The organism is Pseudomonas sp. RIT-562, from assembly GCF_026241895.1.
GTDB lineage: Bacteria > Pseudomonadota > Gammaproteobacteria > Pseudomonadales > Pseudomonadaceae > Aquipseudomonas > Aquipseudomonas mandelii_F.
The window spans coordinates 1-1,187 of record NZ_JAPJIV010000050.1; the positions used below are offsets into that span (position 1 = coordinate 1).

At 58.0% G+C, this 1,187-nt stretch carries 1 protein-coding gene; it reads right to left on the reverse strand.

All coding sequences use genetic code 11. From position 1 onward, the window contains the following. Positions 1-1,187, reverse strand: a 1,187-nt coding sequence (locus ORL50_RS28685; protein ID WP_266020072.1) for a T6SS phospholipase effector Tle1-like catalytic domain-containing protein, incomplete at both ends; no start/stop codon positions are given.

Below are 1,187 nucleotides of genomic sequence, written 5' to 3' on the forward strand. Positions count from 1 at the left end.
CCCATTTCGCTGAACTGATACGGATGTTGGATGAGTGCCAGCAACGCCACGCGCCGCGCTATGGCACCGAGCGATGCGGAAGCACGATAGGCTGACGCAAATTCTGCGGCTGCTTCGCGCAGCTGGGTTTGGGCCATGTCGGCATCGAAGTCCTTCACCCCGGGTTCCAGCGGCTGTTTTTCTTCCTTGAGAATCCGTTCTCGGGTCAGCTGTACCCTGCGACTTCCCTCGATGCTTTTCTGTGCGGTGTCGCGAGCGTGCTCAGCGGATTTACGCACGCCCTTGTCTGCCTGGGTATTGGTCGCTTGAAGATAGAAGTTCTGCTTCTCGAGACTGGCAAATGCGTAGCGGTCGATGCGCCAGGCGGTGATCCAGCCCATTTGTATCCGTAATGCGGCTTCCACACTGTCCGAGGCGGGTATGGGGAGATATCTTTCCGCTTGCTCTATCGAAAGGGGTCGCAACGCGGGCTCCAAACCTAGAGTTACTTGACGCCATGCATTAAATCGTTCCGCCAGTAGCGGTCTAGCACTGAACTGGCGAGCAACTTCAGGCGCTAACGCACGCCATAGTTCATTACGCATCGCTGAAGGCAAAGCGTCCTCCGGTACTTTAAGCGGCGCGCCATGAGCAAAAGCATCAGCATATAAATCATTAAGTGCGATCTGTGACAGGAGCAGATCATCTTCATCATCGCCAATAGCCTTCCCCTGATCCCCTGGCGGATACCCGCCCCCCAAATCAGAATGCACCCCTGGATAAATCACCTCGACACTGTTCCCCGGATAACCGCCCCCCTCGCCCCGAATGGATTCCAACGGAAAACACAACCGCTGCTCATGACTGGCCACCAGGTGCAGGCAGCGCTTGACCAAACCGCCACCGGGCAATTGCTGATTACCATCGGCCCAGCTCATATGGCCCTGCGCCCCCGGGATAATGTCGGCAATGCCCACCGAGGCCACGGTATCCAGCAGCCCCAGATACTCCACACTCACGGGCAGTTTCAGGTCGAGCAGCGTCAGGCTCGGCGTCGACCCTGACAGCAACTGATTCAACCAGCTGACAAAAGCCCGCGCTGCCGCTGCCCCCCGGGAAAATCCGTACACGTACAATTTCAAGCCCAGCAGCTTCATCTGGCCGGGCTGCGGCTGGGTCAGGGCAATACGCAGCGGTTTGGCCAAGGC